This is a genomic window from Actinoallomurus sp. CA-142502 (genome assembly GCF_050936355.1).
Taxonomy (GTDB): Bacteria; Actinomycetota; Actinomycetes; order Streptosporangiales; family Streptosporangiaceae; genus Actinoallomurus; species Actinoallomurus iriomotensis.
Genome location: NZ_JBNJMY010000001.1, coordinates 10,189,826 through 10,206,556 on the forward strand (window position 1 = coordinate 10,189,826; position 16,731 = coordinate 10,206,556).

The following is a 16,731-nucleotide window of genomic DNA, read 5'->3' on the forward strand; positions in this document are numbered from 1 at the left end:
GACGGGGGCGGCTGAACTTTCGTGGGACAGGCGCCCCGCAACGGCTTCGCGGCTCAGGGGCCGATTGGCCAAGGAGCAGTCTAAGGGGGAGACTGGCATGAAACGTCCAACTTGGGTACACCCATAGGTGCAACCGAGCATCACAAGCCCCGATCAACATGGAGAGGAGCCAGATGAGCTGCGAACACCTGATCTGTGCTCGGTGTGCGGGACCGGTCGTCGAGGGCCGCTGCCCCACCTGCAGGGCCGCCCGGGCGGAGGTCCACTACCCCGGGACGTTCGGCATCTCTCCGGTGCTGATCGGCGCCCTGATCCTGGCGCTGACCCTTCTGATCGCGCTTAAGTTCGGCCTGAGCTAGTTGTTCTGCCCGTCGCCGGCCTCCTGGCGGCGCATCCAGCGGATCTCGGCCTCGATGAACTCGTCGATGTCGCCGTCGAGCACGGCCGTGGGGTTGCCCGCCTCCACACCGGTGCGCAGATCCTTGACGATCTGGTACGGGTGCAGCACGTAGTTGCGGATCTGGGTGCCCCACGAGCTGGTCGACTCTCCGCGCAGCTCGTTCATCCGCTCGGCCTCCTCCTGACGCTTGCGCTCGAGGAGCTTGGCCTGGAGCACCGTCATGGCGGTCGCGCGGTTCTGCAGCTGGCTGCGTTCGTTCTGGCAGGACACCACGATGCCGGTGGGCAGGTGGGTGATGCGCACCGCGCTGTCGGTGGTGTTGACGCCCTGGCCGCCCGGCCCGCTGGAGCGGTAGACGTCGACCCTGATGTCGTCTTCGGGGATGTCGACGTGGTCGGTCTGCTCCACCACCGGGACGACGTCCACGCCGGTGAACGAGGTCTGCCGGCGGCCCTGGTTGTCGTAGGGCGAGATGCGCACCATGCGGTGGGTGCCGTGCTCGCCGCGCAGCGTGCCGTACGCGTAGGGGGCCTTGACCGTGAACGTGGTCGACTTGATGCCGGCCTCTTCGGCGTAGGAGGTCTCATAGACCTCGGTCGGGTAGCCGTGCCGCTCGGCCCAGCGGAGGTACATCCGCTGCACCATCTGGGCGAAGTCGGCCGCGTCGACGCCGCCGGCCTGGGAGTTGATCGTGACGAGCGCCTCCCGCGCGTCGTACTCCCCCGACATCAGGGTGCGGACCTCGAGCTGCTCGATCTCCTTGCGGAGGGCTCCCAGCTCGCGCTCCGCCTCGCCGCGGGTGTCGTCGTCGCCCTCTTCGGCGGCCAGCTCCAGCAGCACGCCCGCGTCGTCCAGCCGGCCCCTCAGGCCCTCGACCTTGCCCAGCTCGGCCTCGAGGTAGGACAGCCGCCGGGTCACCTCCTGGGCCCGCTCCTGGTCGCTCCACAGGTCGGGGTCGGCAGCCTGCTCACGGAGCTCGCCGATATCACGGCGCATGCCGTCGAGGTCGAGCACGGCCTCGACGCCGCCGAGCATCGCGCCGAGCTCCTTCATCTCTTCTGACGGATCGATGGCTGCCACGATCGAAAGCCTACCTGGGGCACGGTCCGCGAGGTACGCGAGCCGCCACCTGATCGGCCTCGCGTTCGGGCACTCCGGCGCGCCTGGCATACTCTGCCCCACATCGATGACACATGATCGGCCGGGGAGCATGAGGACAGCGGTTGCGTCGGCTCTGGCGACGGCAGTGGCCCTCGCCGCGCTGACGGGATGCTCGGGAGGCTCTCACGAGCAGGCCCGCACCAAGCCCGTGGCGGCGGAGTCCAGCCCCGACACCTCTCCTCCTCCCGTGCCGCTGACGCTCGATGTGGCCCGCAAGGCGTTCCAGTCGTTCGTCACCAACGACGACGTGGCGAGGGCCAGCGGCGACGAGAGGCTGGCCCTGTGGTGGACCAGCGAAGGGCAGTCGCAGCTGACCGCGGCGGCGTTCCGCCGGGCGATGACGGCCGGCGACCCGGTGCCCCGCTACCGGTACGGCACCCCGACGCTGTACGTCCCGAAGCTGAAACCCGAGGGACAGCAGTGGTTCGTGGCGAGCGTGCGGCGCAGCCTGGCCGACGGCAAGGACCCGCACACCGTGCTGATGGGGTTCGTCAAGAGCAAGCCGACCATGCGGTGGCGCCTCAGCCTGGCCTCGCTGCTGGACAAGAAGCAGAAGCCGCCCAAGATCCTCGTCGATGACCAGGGATACGCCAAGCCGCTCGCGACGTTCGACACCGGCCTGCTGATCCCCCCGCGGGACGTGCCCTCCATCCAGGCCACGCTCGCCGAGGAGGGCCCGGGGAACGTCGCCGCCAAGGTCATGGCGGCCGGCAAGCACACCACGGGCTACTACACCTCCGACCAGAAGGCGACCAAGCCGAAGAAGGGCTCCGGGCTGCGGGTCGACACGGTGTACGCCACGACGTCGTTCCCGATCTTCCCGCTGGCCACGACCGACGGCGGCGGCATCGTCCTGTACGCGCTGAGCCGCGACGCCGTGTCGACCAAGAGCAAGAAGAAGCCCGGTCACGTGCCGGTGCCCGAGGACGCGGCGCCGTTCGTCGAATCGCACCTCGTGCGTAACGAGCTGGACGTGAACCAGACGCTGCAGTTCGCCACGGTGGTGCCGCCCGCGCCCAAGAAGGGCGCGACCAGCCAGGAGAAGGCCGTGATCATCGCCGCCGACGGCGGCACGATCAAGGCGAACGTCCCCGCCAAGTGAGCGCGGGGGCGACCCCCGGCCGTACGAGAGACCGCCCCCGCGGGGTGTCGTGGTCCGCATGGAGCCCGGCATCGGCTATGACGTCGTGGCCTGCACGGCCTTGCGGTAGGTGCCGATCACCTGGGTGTCGCCGTGATCGGGCACGACCGCGAGGTACTGGATGAGCGCGACGGAGCTGAGGTGGTGGCCCACCCTCCCCGTGACCAGCCCGGCGAGGTCGCCGTTGGTGTTGACCGTGCCGGGGTCGACCATGTCGTAGCGCTCGCTCTGCCGGACGACGTACCAGACCAGGGCGCCGCCGCCCGTGGTCCGCAGGGCGTACGTGCGCTGCTGGTCGGGCGCGAAGTCGGAGGTCAGGGTCACGCCGCGCTGCCGCAGCTCGGCCTGGACCTTGGTCAGCGCGTCGCGGGACTCGGAGGTGTACGGCCCGGGCGCCATGCCGCCGGCCCCGGTGGACAGCGTCGCCGCGTGCGTGCTCGCCACCTTGCGGGGCTGGAGCGCGGCGTTGGTGTCGGCCGGGTTCACGGCCGTGGCGAAGCCGTCCTTGTCGAGGGCGATGCCGCTGAGCGGCGATGAGGGGAACGGGTCGGCGGCCAGCAGCCAGGGGCCGCCCGCGCGCTCCTGCGTGAACAGCAGGGCGTGGCGGGTCTGCCCGGAGACCGCCTCGACCGCGAACCACTTGGGGTAGCGGTCCTGGCGCGGAATGTAGAACGCCGGGTGGGAGTAGGTGAACGGGGTGTACTTGTCCTTCTTGGCCTGCCGCAGGCGGTAGCCGGCCCGGTCCATCTCGAGCTGGTCACCGGTCTCCACGGTGGCCAGGAGGTCGCCGTCGAGGCCGGCGTTGGCCCGGTTGTTGACGGTCTGGTAGTTGGCCAGGACCTGCTGGGCCTGGCTCTTGGTGATGGCCGGATGCGCGGCCCCGAGGGAACCGCACGCGGAAACTGGGAGGATGGCGGCCGTCAGCGCGGCCAGTCGTCGTCGCATGCCGACAGATTCGCACAGTGACTGATCCACTACTGTGCGAATTCACAATCAGAAAGGACACCGTCGTGCCACTCCCCCAGGCGGCTCGCAGTGGACTGCTCGTGGCGGCTCTGGTCCGCAACGGCACGGACGTGCTGATGGTGCGCGAGCGGCTCGGCGACGATCCGGAGCCCGGCTGGGTCCTTCCCGGGGGCCAGGTGGAGCCCGGAGAGCTGGTGGACGAGGCCGCCGTGCGCGAGCTGTGGGAGGAGACCGGCCTGCGGGCCGCGCCGGGCCGGTTGGCCTTCCTCTGCCAGTACACGGTCACCGACGACCCCGGCTGGGCCGGGGTCTGGACGGTCTTCACGTTCGAGTTCGCCACGACGGTGCGGGACCTGGCGCCCGCCGACCCGGACGGGTCGGTCCTGGAGGCGGCGTGGGTGCCGGCGGCGGAGGCGCGCCGGCGGCTGGCCCGGCTGGCCTTCCGTCCCCGTCGCGAGGCGGTGCTGCACCACCTGCGGGAGGACGGCGATCCGGGCGAGGCGCACCTGTGGCTGTGGCCCGGCGGCACCGACGACGACCCGGTCGTCCTGCCGGGGCCGCGCCGGGCGGTCGAGCCTCGCTGACCGGCCGGCCCGTACGCGGGCCGGCCGGTCTCCGCCGGGTCAGGCGGGGAGGGTCGAGGCGGTCACCAGCGTACGGATCGCGCGCAGGGCCACCGACAACGTGGCGACGCCCAGGTTGTCGCTCTCCCAGATCTCGCTCAGCGTCTGCGCCGCGCGGGCGACGGCGGCGCTGTTCTTCTCCGTCCAGATGGCCAGCCGCTGCTCCGGCGCGACCCCCGGCTCGCTGATGACGAGCACGTCGCGGGCCAGGGCGGCGTGCGCGGCGTACAGGTCGTCGCGGAGGGCCGACCGGGCCATGGAGTTCCAGCGGTCGTCGCGCGGGAGCTGGATGATGCGCTCGCGCAGGCGGGACAGCTGGAGGCGTTCGGCCAGGTCGAAGTAGACCTCGGCGACCTCCTCCGGCGGCCGGCCGGCACTGTGGGCGATCTCCACCAGGTCGAACGTGGAGAACGCCGGGACCATCATCGCGACCTGCTCGGCGAGCTGGTCGGGCACGCCGGCCTCGGCGAAGCGGTCGCGGCGCTCCTCGAAGCCGTCCAGGTCGAGGCCGACCAGCAGCTTGGGCATGTGCGCCGCCAGTGCCGCCGCTCCGGCGGCGAAGAAGTCGACGGTGTCGCGGATGTCGAACGGCATGCGGCGGTTGTGCAGCAGCCAGCGGGCGCCGCGCTCGGTCAGCTTGCGGGCCTCCAGCCGCATCCGGATCTGCGTCGCGGTGTCGACCTGGTAGTCCAGCTCGTCCACCGACCGCCAGAAGGCCTCCATACCGAACACCTCGCGTGCCACGAGGTAGGCACGGGTGATGTCGGAGGCGGACGCGCCGGTCTCCTCGCCCATGCGGAACGCGAAGGTGATGCCGCTGTCGTTGACCATGCTGTTCACCACGGAGGTGGCGATGATCTCGCGGCGCAGCGGGTGCCGGTCCATGTAGTCGCGGAACCGCTCGCGCAGCGGCGTCGGGAAGTACTCGACGAGGCGGCTGGCCAGGTCGGGGTCGTCCGGCAGGTCCGAGTCGCGGATCTCCTCCTCGAGCGTGAGCTTGGTGTAGGCGAGCAGCGTGGCGAACTCCGGGCCGGTGAGGCCGCTCCCGGACTGCCGGCGCTCGGCGAGCACCTTGTCGTTCGGCAGGAACTCCAGGCGCCGCTTCAGCTTGCCGTCGCGCTCCAGCTTGCGCAGGTAGCGGCCGTGGACGTGCAGCATGGACGACGCCTGGCTGCGCGAGGCGGCGAGCGCGACGTTCTGCGCGATGTTGTCGCGCAGGACCAGGCCGGCGACCTCGTCGGTCATCTCCATGAAGAGCGTGTCGCGCTGCTTGTCGGTCAGTTCGCCGTCGCGGACGACCTGGTCCAGCAGGATCTTGATGTTCACCTCGTGGTCGGAGGTGTCCACGCCCGCGGAGTTGTCGATGAAGTCGGTGTTGACCAGGCCCCCGCCGAGGGCGAACTCGATGCGGGCCCGCTGGGTCAGGCCGAGGTTGCCGCCCTCGCCGATGACCTTGCAGCGCAGCTCGGTCGCGTCGGCCCGCAGCACGTCGTTGGCCTTGTCGCCGACCTCGGCGTGCGTCTCGCCGGAGGCCTTGACGTACGTGCCGATGCCGCCGTTCCACATCAGGTCGACCGGCGCGGTGAGGATCGTGTGGATCAGCTCGTGCGGGGTCAGCGCGTTGACGCCGCCCGGGATGCCGAGCGCCTCGCGCACCTGCGGGGTCAGCGGGATCTTCTTGGCGGAGCGCGGGTGCACCCCGCCGCCCTTGGAGATCAGCGAGGTGTCGTAGTCGGCCCACGAGCTGCGCGGCAGTTCGAACAGCCGCTTGCGCTCACGGAACGAGGAGGCCGGGTCCGGGTCGGGGTCGAGGAAGATGTGCCGGTGGTCGAAGGCGGCGATGAGCCGGATGTGCTCCGACAGCAGCATGCCGTTGCCGAACACGTCGCCGGACATGTCGCCGACGCCGACGACGGTGAAGTCCTCCTTCTGCACGTCGACGCCGAGCGAGCGGAAGTGGTACTTCACCGACTCCCAGGCGCCGCGCGCGGTGATGCCCATGCCCTTGTGGTCATAGCCCACCGAGCCGCCGGAGGCGAAGGCGTCGCCGAGCCAGAAGCCGTACGAGGCGGCCACCTCGTTGGCGATGTCGGAGAAGGTCGCGGTGCCCTTGTCGGCGGCCACGACGAGGTAGGTGTCGTCGCCGTCGTGCCGCACGACGTTCGGCGCGGGCACCACGCGCATTCCACCGACCCCCTTACGGGGGCCCGCCCCCTCCTCGCCGCCGACGAGGTTGTCGGTGATGTCGAGCAGGCCGCTGATGAACTGCTTGTACGACGCGACGCCCTCGGCGAGGAACGCCTCCCGGTCGCTCGGGTCGGGCAGCCGCTTGCACACGAAGCCGCCCTTGGCGCCGGCGGGCACGATCACGGTGTTCTTCACCGCCTGCGCCTTGACCAGGCCGAGGATCTCCGTACGGAAGTCCTCACGCCGGTCGGACCAGCGCAGGCCGCCGCGCGCGACCGGCCCGAACCGCAGGTGCACGCCCTCCAGCCGCGGGGAGTACACGAAGATCTCGAACTGCGGGCGGGGCTGCGGCAGGTCCGGGATCGCCTCGGGGTCCAGCTTCAGCGCCAGGTACGGCTTGGGCGTGCCGCCCCCGGTCCGCTGGTAGTAGTTCGTGCGCAGCGTGGCGCGGATCATCGACAGGAAGCTGCGGAGGATGCGGTCCTCGTCCAGGCTGGTGACCGCGTCGAGCGCACCTTCGATCTCCTCGGCGATGGCCGAGCCGAGCTCCTCGTGCGCGTCGGGCGCGGCGTCCGAGCGCGCGCTCAGCGCCGGGTCGAACCGCGACTCGAACAGCCGCACCAGCAGCCGCGCGATGCGCGGGTTGTCGACCAGCACCTGCTCGATGTACCGCTCGCTGAAGGTCGTGCCGGTCTGCCGCAGGTAGCGGGCGTACGCCCGGAGCACCATGACCGGCCGCCAGGCGAGCCCCGCCCGCAGCACGAGGGTGTTGAACGGATCGCTCTCCACCTGTTCGCGCCACAGCGCGGTGAAGGCGTCCTGGAACAGGTCCTTGACATCGGCCTCGTCCACATCGGGCGACGGGACGTACCGCAGGCCCAGGTCGTAGATCCAGGAGCGGCGGCCGCCCTCGGGGTCGATGCCGTACGGCCGCTCGTCGACCACCTCGACGCCCATGTCGTGCAGCAGCGGCAGCACGTGGGACAGCGAGATCGGCGGCCCGAGCCGGTACACCTTGAGCCGGCGCTCGCCGGGCTCGCCGCCGTACGGCTCGTACAGGTTGATGGAGATCTGACCCGGCTCGGTCAGCGCCTCCAGGCGCTTGAGGTCGGCGCAGGCCGTACGGGCGGGGAAGTCGGCCTTGTAGCCCTCGGGGAAGGCGTTGGTGTAGCGGCGGGTCAGCGCCCCGGAGCGTTCTTCGCCGCACTGCTCGACGATCGCCTCGACCAGGTCGTCGGCCCACGAGCGGGTGGCGGCGACGAGCCGAGCCTCGACCTCGGCCAGGTCGACGTCGTCGGGCAGCGGGCGGCCGCGCTCGCCGCGGACGACGACGTGCAGGCGCGCGAGCGCGGAGTCGCCGACCATCGCGCTGTAGTCGACGCTCGTGCCGTCGAAGGCGCTGCGCAGGATCTCCTGGATGCGCAGCCGGATCTGCGTGGTGTACCGGTCGCGGGGCAGGAAGACCAGGCACGACATGTAGCGGCCGTAGGCGTCCTTGCGGACGAACAGCCGCAGCTGTTTGCGCTCGCGCAGCCGCAGCACGCTCGTCGCGATCGGGAACAGCTCGTCGGCCGAGATCTGGAACAGATCCTCGCGCGGGTAGGTCTCCAGGATCTCGATGAGGTCCTTGCCGTCGTAGCTGTCCGGGGCGAGCCCGGCGCGCTCCAGGACCGTCCGGAGCTTGCGGTCGAGCACCGGGATGTGCTCGATGCTCTCGCTGTACGCGGCGTGGGTGAACAGGCCGAGGAAGCGGCGCTCGCCGACCACCTTGCCATCGTCGCCGAACCGCTTGACGCCGACGTAGTCGAGGTAGGCGGGGCGGTGCACGGTGGCGCGGGAGTTGGCCTTGGTCAGCACGAGCAGCCGCGGCTCGTGCGCCTTGGCGCGCACCTCCGGCGGCAGCGAGGCGAAGCTGGTGGACTCCGGCTGGTCGGAGCGCAGGATGCCCAGGCCGGTGCCCGGCACGGCCCGCAGCCGCTCGCCGTCCTCGCCGGACTCCAGGGTGTACTCCCGGTAGCCGAGGAAGGTGAAGTGGTCGTCGGCAAGCCAGTCGAGCAGCGCGACGCCGTCGCCGATCTCCTCCTCCGACAGCGGCGGCCGCTTCTCCCGCAGCCCGGCCGCGATCGTACGGGACAGGGACCGCATCTTGTCCTCGTCCTCGACGGCGGCGCGCACGTCGTCGAGGATCCGGCGGATGTCCTTCTCCAGATCCTGCAGCAGCGTGCGGTCGGTCTGCCGGTCGATCTCCAGGTGGATCCAGGACTCCTCGAGCACCAGGCCGTCGCCGTCGTCGGTGCCCCACAGGTGGCCGGCCACGTCCCGGCGGACGTTCAGCTGCGGGTGGACGATCAGGTGGGTGGACAGCTGGTGCCGGTTGAGCTCCATCGTCACCGAGTCGACCAGGAACGGCATGTCGTCGGTGACCACCTGCACGACGCTGTGCCCGGGGTCCCAGCCCTGGTCGTCAACGGTGGGCGTGAACGCGCGCACGTTCGCCCGGCCCTGCGGGCGGTCCTCTGCGAGCTGGCGGTGGGACATCGCCGGGCCCCAGACGTCGGCCGGGTCGCGGGAGTCGAGGTCCTCCACCGCGACATGCCGATAGTAGAGCCGGAGGAAGCCGAGAATGTCGTCGGTCTCCTGCCGGGCGCCGTACGTGTGGTGGGCACAGGCCTCCGCCGCACGGCGCAGGAGATCGTCCTTGGCCCGCTCCGCTTCGTCGTCCGGCCGGCCGGTCGGTTCGCCGCTCATCTACAAATCTCCCTCAGTGCCTTCTCAGAGCAGGGTTCGCAATTCCCACAGCAACGGGTAATACCGCAGGTCAAGCCTGCTTCGGAGGTAAGGCGCGCCGGTGGAGCCACCGGTGCCCGACTTGGTGCCGATCTGCCGCTCGACCATCTGGACGTGGCGCTGGCGCCAGAGCGCCGCCATCTCGTCATGGGTCAGCAGATCCTCGGACAGCTGCCAGAGATCGTCGTAACGCTCCCGGTCGTGGGCCACGGTGACCAGCGACTCCCGGATCTCGTCATCGTCGCCGGCCGCGAGCCCGCGGCCGCGCAGCAGCGTGACGAAGGCGTCCCAGAGCGTCGGCTCGGCGAGCCGGCGGTCGAGGCGCTCCCGCTCGTCGTCGGTGAGGCCGCGGAACCGTTTGACGAAGCCGGGGTCCTTGTGGCCGGAGAGGAACTCCATCTCGCGGAACTGCACGGACTGGAAGCCGCTGGCGGGCGCCAGCTTCTCCCGGAACGCCATGAAGTCCTGCGGGGTCATCGTCTCCAGCACCGGGATCTGGTCGACCAGCACCCGCTCGACGGCGTGTACGCGCCGGAACAGGTGCCGGGCCAGCCAGACCTCGTCGTCGATCATGGCCCGGCGGATCTCGCCCAGTTCGTGCAGCAGCAGCTTGAACCAGAGCTCATAGACCTGGTGGATCGTGATGAAGAGCAGTTCGTCGCGGGCGGGGGGCTCGGACTCGAGGACCTGCTGGTCGAGCAGGGTCGGCAGCCTGAGGTAGGCGCCGTAGGTGAGGCGCCCCCCTTCTTCACCGAAGTTACGCCCCGGTGCGCCATATCCGTTTCCGGGCATACCGGACGCGGAAGCGGCCGCACCACGCCGTTGTGGTGTTGCGCTCACGGGCGCCACATTAACTCGAAAACCGGGTTTCGCCGACTCGTGGACGGACGGCTCGCCGTGGCACTAGTGTCCTGACGTGGGCATGAAGTGCGTCAGCACTTCGGGATTCGCCATGGCGTCGGGGTTGGCGGCCTTCTCCACGGGGGTGCCGAGCAGGATCTTGCGCACCGGCACTTCCAGCTTCTTGCCCGACAGCGTGCGCGGGACGCCCGGCACCGCGCGGATCTCGTCCGGCACATGCCGTGGCGACAGCGTCGACCGCAGCGCCGCCCGGATCCGCCCGGTCACCTCCTCCGACAGCTCGACGCCGTCGGCGAGCTGCACGTACAGCAGGAGCCGCCCCTCCTGCCCCAGCTGCCCCGTGTCGACCACCAGCGAGTCGGCGATCTCGTCGAACGCCTCCACGACGCGGTAGAAGTCGGCGGTGCCCATGCGCACCCCGCCCCGGTTGAGCGTCGAGTCCGACCGGCCGTAGATCACGTTGCCGCCGTCGGGCAGGATCTTGATCCAGTCGCCGTGCCGCCACACGCCCGGGTACATGGCGAAGTAGGACTCCCGGTAGCGTTCGCCGCTCTCGTCGTTCCAGAAGTAGATCGGCATCGAGGGCATCGGCTCGGTCAGCACCAGCTCGCCCACCTCGTCGACGACCGGCTCGCCCGCGTCGCCGTACGCCTCGACCTTGGCCCCGAGCTCCCGGCACTGGATCACGCCCGCGCGCAACGGCAGCAGCGGGCACGGCCCGACGAACCCGGTGGCGACGTCGGTGCCGCCGGAGAACGAGCCGACCAGCGGGTCCCGGCCGACGTGCTCGTACAGCCAGGCGAAGCCCTCGGGCGGCAGCGGCGAGCCGGTCGAACCGATCCCGCGGATCCGCGACAGGTCGAAGGTCTTGCCCGGGTCGAGGCCGGCCTTCATCGACGCCAGGATGTACGGCGCGCCGACGCCGAAGTAGGTCACCCCGGTCTCGGCGGCCAGCCGCCAGAGCGTGTCGCCGTTCGGCGCGCCGTCGTACATGACGATCGTCGCGCCGGCGAGGAGGCCGCCGACCAGGTAGTTCCACATCATCCAGCCGGTCGTGGTGAACCAGAAGAAGACGTCGCCGGGGCCGAGGTCCTGGTGGAAGCCGAGGGACTTGAGGTGCTCCAGGACGATGCCCCCGTGGCCGTGCACGATCGGCTTGGGCAGCCCGGTGGTGCCGGAGGAGTACAGGATCCACAGGGGGTGCTCGAACGGCACGTCGTCGAAACCGGGCTCGGCGCCGGGCCGGCGCAGGTCGTCGTAGCCGATCGTGCCCTCGTGGCCGTCGGTGCCCAGGTACGGGATCAGCACGGTGGCGCTCAGCGTGGGCAGCGCCGCCTGGATGTCGCGTACGACGTCGCGCCGGTCGTAGCGCTTGCCGTTGTAGGGGTAGCCGTCCACCGCGACGAGCACCTTCGGCTCGATCTGGGTGAACCGGTCGATCACGCTCGGCGCCCCGAAGTCGGGCGAGCAGGAGGACCAGATCGCCCCCAGCGAGGCCGTCGCGAGGAAGAGCACCAGCGCCTCGGGGATGTTCGGCACGTACGCGGCCACCCGGTCGCCCCTGGTCACGCCGAGCTCGCGGAGCCCCTGGCGTACCTCGGCGACCTGCGTGGCCAGCTCGCCGTACGTCAGGGTGCGCTGGTCACCGGTCTCCGACCGGAAGATCACCGCCGTGGCGTCCTGGTCGCGGTCGGCCCGCAGGGCGTTGCGCGCGTAGTTGATCGTGGCACCGGGGAACCAGCGCACGCCGGGCATCCCGGCGCCCTCGCGCACCGGACCGTCGCCCCGCTCGCCGAGCACGCCGAAGTACGACCACACCGTGTCCCAGAAGGCGTCGACCTCGGTGACCGACCAGCGCCACAGCTCGTCGTAGGAACCGAGGCCTCGCTCGTCCATGAGCCTGCCGACGCGGGCCCGCCGCCGCGCGTCCTCGGACGGCTCCCACAGCAGGTCACCCTCGGTCACCGACACGTCATGGCCTCCAAGCACTAGTGATGGCCATCCCAGCTTCAGCACGGCGGCCACGCTGTGCAACATAGAACACCACCACGAAACGCCTGGGAACCATGTGACCGGGCGATACCGTGGGGACTCGTCAGGGCCGAGTGTCTCTCCGGATCTCGCGGATGACGTGGCGGGCGTTGGCGGAGATGACCGGGTTGGTGTTCCGGTAGTACGGCAGCTGGCCGAGCGCCATGGACAGGGCCCAGCCGCGGCCCCGCGCCCAGGTCGCCTCGTCGACGTCCACGGCGTCCCGGAACGTCTCTCTGGCCGAGGTCGGCAGCAGGTTCCAGGCGACGATCAGGTCGCAGGCGGGGTCGCCGACCCCGGCGGTCGCGAAGTCGATGACGCCGGTGAGCCGCCCGCCGCTGGTGAGCAGGTTGCTCGGCATGAGGTCGGAGTGCACCCAGCACGGCGCGCCGGTCCACGGCGGTGCGGCGAGCGATCGCTCCCAGGCGTCCGTGGCCGCCGCGGCGTCGAAGGGCTCGTCGGTGTGGCGGAGCTCCTCGATCGCGGCACGCGTGGACGCGTCGACGGTCGCCAGCGGAACCCCACGGTAGGCGGCGGGCCCGCCGTCGGCGTCGAACTTCCGCAACGCGGTGACGAACGCCGCCAGGTCACGCGCCAGGAGGTCGGGCTCGGCCACCCGGCCCTCGACCGGGCACTCGCCGTCGATCCAGCGGTGCACCGACCAGGCCCACGGGTATCCCTCGGCGGGCTCGCCACGCCCGACGACGGCCGGGATGGTCACGGGCAGCGCCGGCGCGAGCCTGGGCAGCCACCGTTCCTCCCACTCCAGGTCCGCGACGCCGCCCGCGGTGAGGGGAAGCCGGACGGTCAGCGCCTCGCCGAGCCGGTAGACGGCGTTGACGGTGCCCCCGGAGGCGAGCCGCTCGACCGGCAGGTCCGCCCACTGCGGGAACCGCCCCCGGACCAGCCGCCGGACGAGATCCGGGTCGGTGTCGGCCTCGTCGGCGTGCATCTTGACCATCCGCCCAAGGTAATCGGCGCTCAGGGTGACCAGGGCAGGACCTGGCCATGGCGGACGAGCCGGCCGTAGTGGTCGGGGTCGACGGGGTCGAGGGCGAGATCCAGGAGGGCGAGGGCCGCCTCGGCCGGGCTGGGGGCGCCGCTGACGTCCCACCACAGGCCGGAGGTCGGCGTGTTCATCATCCCGGGGCAGACGGCGGCGAGGAGGATGCCGCGGGCGAGGTCCGGCTCGCGGCGCTGGTGCGCGAGCGCGCGGACGGCGGCGACCTGGCCGATCTTGGAGGGGATGTTGACGAAGCCGGGCCAGGCTCCGCCGCGGGCGCTGCCGTCCTTGACCGCGTCACGCCAGGCCGCGACCTGCTCGTCCACCTCGTCCAGGGACGCCGGTCCGTCGAAGCGGTCGTGGAGTACGGGCGCCAGGTGGTGCAGGGTGCCCAGCGAGCTGGCCACGACGATCAGCCGCCCGTCGTCCCGCAGCAGCGGGGCGAAGGCGCGCAGCACCCGGGTGGTGCCGAAGTTGTTGACCTCGGTGTAGGCGTCGACGATCTCGCGTGGGTCGTCGCCGGGGCCCACCCGCATGACGGCGTTGCCGAACACGATGTCGACGCCCTGGTGCCGTTCCTTCAGGCGCGCGGCGAGCCGGCCGGCGGCCTCGGGGTCGGCCACGTCGAGGAGTTCGCCGCGGACCCGGGCTCCGCCGCCGGGCATGGCGTCGACGGCCTGGGTGACGCGGTCGACGTCGCGGCCGGTGAGGTAGACGGTGTCCTGCGGGGCCATGCGCCCGGCGAGTCCCTCGACCAGGGCCAGGCCCAGGCCCTGGGTGGCGCCGGTGACCAGGGCGACCTTCGGTGTGGTGTTCATGCCGCTCCTTCGGTGGCGGCGAGGGACAGGTCCCACAGGCGCTCGGCGCCCGCCAGGTCGAGGGCGTAGCGGGCGACGCCGTGCAGGCGCGGCGCCTCACCGCGGCGGTCGACGGTCTCGGTCTCCTGGCAGTCGACGAAGTAGCGGCCGCCCACGTCCGCCAGCAGGGGCGAGGTGGCGAGCAGGACCGAGGTGGCGGCGCCCTGCGCGGGCGTCTTGATCAGCTCGGGCGGGACCGTGCCGCTGCCGCGGCCGCCGGTGTGGCGCTGCAGGTTGGTGTGAATCGCGCCGGGCATGAGCGCGTTCGCGGTGATCCCGTCACCGGCCCAGCGCCGGGTCGCCTCGACCGCGAAGAGCACGTTCGCGGTCTTGGACTGGCCGTAGGCGAGCCAGGGGTCGTACGGGCGGAAGGCGAAGTTCACGTCATCGAAGACCACCGGCGAGAGCTGGTGCCCGCTGGAGCTGACCACCACGATCCGCGCCGTACCGTCGGCGGCCAGCGCCGCGTGGAGCCCGGCGGCCAGGGCGAAGTGGCCGAGGTGGTTGGTGGCGAACTGCCACTCCCAGCCCTGCGGGGTGTACCGCTCGGGGCAGGCCATCACGCCCGCGTTGTTCACCAGGATGTGCAGCGGCCCGCGCCAGGAGGCGGTGAACGCGGTGATCGAGGCCGGGTCGGTCAGGTCCAGCGGTGCGACGTGCGGCGCCGTACGGCCCGTGCTGTCCGCGATGTCCTTGGCGGCGCGCTCCCCCGCGGCGGTGTCGCGGACCGCCAGGGTGACCTCGGCGCCCGTGGCGGCGAGGGCACGTGCCGTCTCCACGCCGAGGCCGGAGGAGGCGCCGGTCACGACGGCGCGCCGGCCGGTCAGGTCGATACCCGCCGCGACCTCGGCCGCGGTGTCGGCGAAACCGAACGGTGTCTGGATGAGGTTCATGCCGACCACGCTAGGAATCGGCAACCCATTCCACCAGCGTAAGTTCCTCAAGTGGGGTATGCGTAAGTGTCATGGCCTTCACCGATGCCTCGCTCACCGCGCTGCGTGTATTCCGCGAAGTGGCCGAGCGCGGCACGCTCACCGCCGCGGCCACCGCGCTCGGCTACACCCAGTCCGCCGTCTCCCGCCAGATCGCCTCGCTGGAACGCGCGGCGGGCACGCCGCTGCTGGAACGGCGCCACGACGGCGTGCGGCTGACACCCGCCGGGCACGTCGTCGTGCGCCGCGCCGCCACAGTGGTCGACCAGGTCGACGCCACCGCGCGGGAGCTGGCCGGTCTGCCCGACGAGCGCGGCACCGTCCGGCTGGGCTGGTTCGCCAGCGCGGGGGCCGGGCTGCTCCCACGGGCGCTGGCCGCGCTGCGCCGCACGCATCCGTGCATCACCGTGATCAGCCGCGAGGGCGGCACCCCGGCCCTGGTGCGCGCGCTGCGCGCCGGCACTCTTGACCTCGCGCTGGTCGCGTCGGCGCCGCCGTTCCGCCCGCTCGACACCGAGACGCCGAGCCTGGAGCTGCGCACGCTCACCGAACGAAGCCTGTGCCTGGCGGTGCCCGCCGCCCATCCGCTCGCGCGGGGCGACTTCGTGGACGTCGCCGACCTGCACGGCCAGCGCTGGATCGCCGGGTCGGGCGGGGACCGGGTGATGGGCGTCTGGCCCGGCCTGGACGAGCGGCCCGAGATCGTCCACACCGCCCGCGACTGGCTGGCCAAGCTGCATCTCGTCGCCGCCGGCTGCGGCATCACCACCGTCCCGGCCGCGCTCGCGGCCACCGTTCCCACCGGGGTCCGGGTGCTGCCGGTCCGCGGCGGGCCGAGCGAACAGCGGCGCATCCTGCTGGCCCACCTCCCCCGGCCGCTGCCCGAACCCGCCGCCCGCCTCGCCGCCGCGCTCCGCGCCGCCGTGATCGACACGGACACGCCGCTGTAGGCCGGTGCGGGCTCAGCGGCTGGTGAAGTAGGCGCCCGGGGGCACGCCGGTGGCCTTGCGGAACACGGCGACGAAGGCGCTCGGGGTCGTGTAGCCGACGCGTCGGGCCGCGGTGGCGACCGGCAGCCCCTCAGCGAGCAGCGGCAGCGCCGCTCGCAGGCGTACCTGGGTGCGCCAGCGGCCGAAGGGCATGCCCGTCTCGGCCGTGAACAGGCGGGCGAGAGTGCGGGTGCTCGTGCCGGTGCGCCGGGCCCAGATGTCCAGCGTCGCGTCGTCGGCAGGGTTCTCGATCACGGCGCGGGCCACGTCGAGGGCGCGCGGGTCGCGCGGCATCGGCACCGCGATGGTGGTCACCGGCACCGGCGCGAGCTGGTCGAACAGGACACTCTCGGCCCGGCGGCGGGCCGCCGTGGGCGGCTCGGTGGCGGCCAGGTGGAGGATCAGCTCCCGCGCCAGGGGGCTGATCGCGACCACCGTCGGGGCGGTCCAGCCCGGCCCCCGGTCGGCGGCGAAGTAGGGGCAGCAGACGGTCGTGTGACGGTCGGCGTCCATGGCGTGCTCGACGCCCGCCGGGATCCACAGGGCACGGGCCGGCGGCAGCACCCACGTGCCGCCGGTCGAGGAGACGGTGAGCATGCCCGAGGAGGCCCAGGCCAGCTGGTGGCCGGTGTGCCAGTGCGTGTCGAAGCGGTGACGCGCCGAAGAGAACTCCGCGACCAGGATCGCTCCGTCGCCGCGCACGCGAAGCTGGCTGTTTCGCGATATCACCTGACCGCCTTGGTCGTTCCCGCCATCGTCGTCCGTCCCTAATCTGCACGAGCATGAACCTGAT

At 71.7% G+C, this 16,731-nt stretch carries 13 protein-coding genes; 4 read left to right on the plus strand and 9 right to left on the minus strand.

Features of this window, described 5'->3' with window-relative positions:
- Positions 1–173 precede the first annotated feature (173 nt).
- Positions 174–359: a hypothetical protein gene (locus tag ACQEV1_RS47800; RefSeq protein ID WP_285578978.1), complete on the plus strand. Its 186-nt coding sequence runs from the start codon at positions 174–176 to the stop codon at positions 357–359.
- Here the strand turns inward: ACQEV1_RS47800 and prfB are convergent.
- A complete protein-coding gene (gene prfB / locus ACQEV1_RS47805) occupies positions 356–1,480 on the minus strand; it encodes a peptide chain release factor 2 (protein WP_285626042.1) in 1,125 nt (374 codons plus the stop codon). The two genes, ACQEV1_RS47800 and prfB, sit on opposite strands and share 4 nt — an antisense overlap.
- Before the next feature lie 130 nt (positions 1,481–1,610).
- Between prfB and ACQEV1_RS47810 the strand changes: the two genes are divergently transcribed.
- A complete protein-coding gene (locus ACQEV1_RS47810; protein WP_285626040.1) occupies positions 1,611–2,663 on the plus strand; it encodes a hypothetical protein in 1,053 nt (350 codons plus the stop codon).
- Between the two features lie 75 nt (positions 2,664–2,738).
- Here the strand turns inward: ACQEV1_RS47810 and ACQEV1_RS47815 are convergent, their stop codons facing one another.
- Positions 2,739–3,647 carry a hypothetical protein gene (locus ACQEV1_RS47815; protein ID WP_285626037.1) on the minus strand — a complete coding sequence of 303 codons (909 nt, stop codon included), beginning with the start codon at positions 3,645–3,647 and terminating at the stop codon, positions 2,739–2,741.
- A 65-nt stretch (positions 3,648–3,712) separates the two neighbouring features.
- Between ACQEV1_RS47815 and ACQEV1_RS47820 the strand changes: the two genes are divergently transcribed.
- Positions 3,713–4,252, plus strand: a complete 540-nt coding sequence (locus ACQEV1_RS47820) for an NUDIX hydrolase (RefSeq protein ID WP_433404330.1) — start codon at positions 3,713–3,715, stop codon at positions 4,250–4,252.
- 39 nt (positions 4,253–4,291) lie between these two features.
- Here ACQEV1_RS47820 and ACQEV1_RS47825 read toward each other — a convergent pair whose 3' ends face one another.
- From ACQEV1_RS47825 to ACQEV1_RS47850, 6 genes are all read right to left on the minus strand, one after another.
- Positions 4,292–9,226: an NAD-glutamate dehydrogenase gene (locus ACQEV1_RS47825; RefSeq protein WP_433404333.1), complete on the minus strand. Its 4,935-nt coding sequence runs from the start codon at positions 9,224–9,226 to the stop codon at positions 4,292–4,294.
- A gap of 24 nt (positions 9,227–9,250) precedes the next feature.
- On the minus strand, positions 9,251–10,057 hold the full coding sequence (locus tag ACQEV1_RS47830; protein WP_433404335.1) for a tryptophan 2,3-dioxygenase: 807 nt from the start codon (positions 10,055–10,057) through the stop codon (positions 9,251–9,253).
- A gap of 111 nt (positions 10,058–10,168) precedes the next feature.
- Entirely contained in the window at positions 10,169–12,097 is a 1,929-nt protein-coding gene (locus ACQEV1_RS47835; protein ID WP_433404338.1) for an acetoacetate--CoA ligase, read from the minus strand.
- Positions 12,098–12,221: 124 nt separating this feature from the next.
- Positions 12,222–13,118, minus strand: a complete 897-nt coding sequence (locus ACQEV1_RS47840) for an aminoglycoside phosphotransferase family protein (RefSeq protein WP_433404341.1) — start codon at positions 13,116–13,118, stop codon at positions 12,222–12,224.
- Between the two features lie 20 nt (positions 13,119–13,138).
- Entirely contained in the window at positions 13,139–13,978 is an 840-nt protein-coding gene (locus ACQEV1_RS47845; protein ID WP_433404344.1) for an SDR family NAD(P)-dependent oxidoreductase, read from the minus strand.
- Complete coding sequence (locus tag ACQEV1_RS47850) at positions 13,975–14,910, minus strand: SDR family NAD(P)-dependent oxidoreductase (protein ID WP_433404347.1); 936 nt, start codon at positions 14,908–14,910, stop codon at positions 13,975–13,977. The genes ACQEV1_RS47845 and ACQEV1_RS47850 overlap by 4 nt, the downstream gene beginning before the upstream one ends.
- Before the next feature lie 71 nt (positions 14,911–14,981).
- Between ACQEV1_RS47850 and ACQEV1_RS47855 the strand changes: the two genes are divergently transcribed.
- A complete protein-coding gene (locus ACQEV1_RS47855) occupies positions 14,982–15,899 on the plus strand; it encodes a LysR family transcriptional regulator (protein WP_433404349.1) in 918 nt (305 codons plus the stop codon).
- 12 nt (positions 15,900–15,911) lie between these two features.
- On the opposite strand, the gene ACQEV1_RS47860 is transcribed toward ACQEV1_RS47855, so the two are convergent.
- A complete protein-coding gene (locus ACQEV1_RS47860) occupies positions 15,912–16,667 on the minus strand; it encodes a helix-turn-helix domain-containing protein (protein ID WP_433404352.1) in 756 nt (251 codons plus the stop codon).
- Positions 16,668–16,731: the final 64 nt, after the last annotated feature.

Excerpts from the sequence above, each read along its gene's own strand:
- ACQEV1_RS47845 (WP_433404344.1), bottom strand. The coding sequence starts at position 13,978 with ATGAACACCACACCGAAGGTCGCCCTGGTCACCGGCGCCACCCAGGGC.
- ACQEV1_RS47830 (WP_433404335.1), bottom strand. The coding sequence starts at position 10,057 with ATGCCCGGAAACGGATATGGCGCACCGGGGCGTAACTTCGGTGAAGAA.
- ACQEV1_RS47825 (WP_433404333.1), bottom strand. The coding sequence starts at position 9,226 with ATGAGCGGCGAACCGACCGGCCGGCCGGACGACGAAGCGGAGCGGGCC.
- ACQEV1_RS47815 (WP_285626037.1), bottom strand. The coding sequence starts at position 3,647 with ATGCGACGACGACTGGCCGCGCTGACGGCCGCCATCCTCCCAGTTTCC.
- ACQEV1_RS47800 (WP_285578978.1), top strand. The coding sequence starts at position 174 with ATGAGCTGCGAACACCTGATCTGTGCTCGGTGTGCGGGACCGGTCGTC.
- ACQEV1_RS47855 (WP_433404349.1), top strand. The coding sequence starts at position 14,982 with ATGGCCTTCACCGATGCCTCGCTCACCGCGCTGCGTGTATTCCGCGAA.
- ACQEV1_RS47840 (WP_433404341.1), bottom strand. The coding sequence starts at position 13,118 with ATGGTCAAGATGCACGCCGACGAGGCCGACACCGACCCGGATCTCGTC.
- ACQEV1_RS47850 (WP_433404347.1), bottom strand. The coding sequence starts at position 14,910 with ATGAACCTCATCCAGACACCGTTCGGTTTCGCCGACACCGCGGCCGAG.
- ACQEV1_RS47810 (WP_285626040.1), top strand. The coding sequence starts at position 1,611 with ATGAGGACAGCGGTTGCGTCGGCTCTGGCGACGGCAGTGGCCCTCGCC.